Below are 2,419 nucleotides of genomic sequence, written 5' to 3' on the forward strand. Positions count from 1 at the left end.
CCCTTAAAAGGGGAGGCTTTAAACCACCATATTTCGGTAAAAAAAAACAATAATTAATGCTAAATTTGCTCTTTTCTAACAAAAAAGTAATTACCTTAGTTTAATTACTTAATAACTAAAGTTTTGTCTAAGTATAGCATTAATGCATGGGAATTGGTATAACAAGAAACCGGGTTTGTGGGACGTCAATATTAGTATTGCAGGGCATTTGATACAAACCCGGTTTCTCTGCTTTTTTATACTGATACTACCAGATTTAATATTATGCTCTAATTCCACAAGAAGTCAAAATTATCAAGGGAGTACCAACTTTTTTATATCTTTAGTACAAAGCAAAATTATAAATTTCCTTTTAACACTTTGTCGAAAAGTCCGTCTCTGGAAGTTCGGTTGCACTGACTGGAATAGCTGGAAGATATCTTGTTAATATGTAACTAATCTTAAATAACTCTACTTATCCGAGGTAAATATTATGAATAATCTTTCTGGTAATCCTTCTGAACGTTTTGGCGACCAATCAAATAGTAGTAATTTACTATGGCAATATGTTCAATCTATGAATCCAGAAACTGTCGCTCAACTTTCTAAACCAGATCCAGAAGTAGCTCAAATTATGGAACAAAATTTAAGAGGAATGTTGGGACATTTACCACCGGAACATTTTTCTATGGCAATAACAACTAGCAAAGAAAACCTTGGTCAACTTCTTGCTTCTGCAATGATGAGTGGTTACTTTTTAAATCAAGCTAAACAAAGAATGGAACTTGATAAGTCTCTCCATTCGTTGCATGAATAATTAAAGATAAATAAATATTTAACTTGGGATGATAATTATCCCAATTTAATGTTGTAATATTTTGGTATAAATGCTTCAAAAATTAATAATTAATAAGTATAGTGCTACGTGCTAGGGAATAGGGAATAGGGAATAGGGAATAGGGAATAATAAACTGTCAAAAGATTTCCGGATTTAGAAATGTCCTAATCTTTGGTTCGACTACTATACCTATTCTTATAAAGAAGAAGATTGCCTAAACTGAACAGCAATTATGAAAAAAGTTATTCGGTTTGTGTGAGTTACTTAATAATTGAAGTACCTATTAAGTATAGCATTACTTTTGGTAATTGGTATAAGTCATAATACATGGTTTATTATCAATTACAGCACTACGCGCTAGGGAGTAGGGAGTAGGGAGTAGGGAATAGTAGATTTTTCAACGGTTCCAGGATTTATAAATGTCCTAACGTTTTTGCGTAGTGCTATAATGAACTACTCCACTAAATTTTTGTTACTGACTATATAGAAATCCTAAAATTGCTCCTAACAAGTTTAATAATGGTTAAAAAGAGTTGAAAAACTTGAAAATTATGACTCCTATACGAGTGACTTGCGTGTAGGGGTGATTCGTGCAATCACCCCTACCACCAAAATACTACAACCGACTAGAGGATTACTATAGTAATATTTAGAAACGATAAATCTTACATTAATAAATGTTTTTCCTACTATAAATAATTAATCTCGCCACAAAGCAATACCACCTAATAAACCATTCACATTTGGCACTATTTTGACATTTGATGGTAAATCAAATGTAATTTTTTTTGTATTCCCTCCACCTAGATAAATATAATCACAATTAAATAGATTTTCTAGAGTAGCGATCGCCTTTCCTAACCGTTCATTCCACTTTTTTTTACCAGCGTCATCTAATGCTGCTCTTCCTAGTTGTTCCTCATAAGTTTCACCTTTGCGAAATGGATGATGACCCATTTCCAAATTCGGCACTAATTTCCCTTCTACGAATAATGCTGAACCAAAACCAGTACCCAAGGTTAGTACCAATTCTACTCCTTTACCTTGAATTGTTCCTAATCCCTGAATATCAGCATCATTCGCAACTCGCACGGGTTTTCCTAACCTTTCTGATAGAACTTTTGCCAAATCAAACTCTACCCAGTTAGGATCTAAATTTACTGCTGTTTTAATAATGCCACCCATAACTACGCCAGGAAAACCTACGGATACTCTGTCAAATTCTCCTTGTTTTGCTGCTAAAGATACAATTTCTGTTAATATTGGTGCTGGTTTTGCCGGGTTTGGTGTTTCTACACGACTACGTTCTGTGGTTGCTTCTCCTAATTCATTTAAGGCTATTACTTTAATCCCACTGCCACCAATATCAACAGCTAAAGTTTGCATAGTTCTCTATTAGTTCATTACTGATATATTCTTTTTATAATAGTTACTATTGTTTGATTCTCAGAGCATTTATAAGCTTATCTTAATTATTATAGGGAGTAGGGAGTAGCTTTAAAAGAGATAATATATCTTGGCTTAATGCTGATAATAGGTAAGCATTCAGCTATTAGCTATTAGCTTTTTAATTAATCAAGCAAACATTTGCTGATTTTCTAC

Annotated in this window: 2 protein-coding genes; one reads left to right on the plus strand and one right to left on the minus strand. The window is 33.2% G+C overall.

Features of this window, described 5'->3' with window-relative positions; all coding sequences use genetic code 11:
• Positions 1-472 precede the first annotated feature (472 nt).
• Positions 473-796, plus strand: coding sequence for a DUF760 domain-containing protein (locus AFK68_RS01625; protein WP_094671111.1), 324 nt, complete (start codon positions 473-475; stop codon positions 794-796).
• A 720-nt stretch (positions 797-1,516) separates the two neighbouring features.
• On the opposite strand, the gene AFK68_RS01630 is transcribed toward AFK68_RS01625, so the two are convergent.
• On the minus strand, positions 1,517-2,203 hold the full coding sequence (locus tag AFK68_RS01630; protein WP_094671113.1) for an ROK family protein: 687 nt from the start codon (positions 2,201-2,203) through the stop codon (positions 1,517-1,519).
• Positions 2,204-2,419 lie beyond the last annotated feature (216 nt).

Source organism: Hydrocoleum sp. CS-953 (assembly GCF_002260545.1).
Classification (GTDB): domain Bacteria; phylum Cyanobacteriota; class Cyanobacteriia; order Cyanobacteriales; family Microcoleaceae; genus Trichodesmium.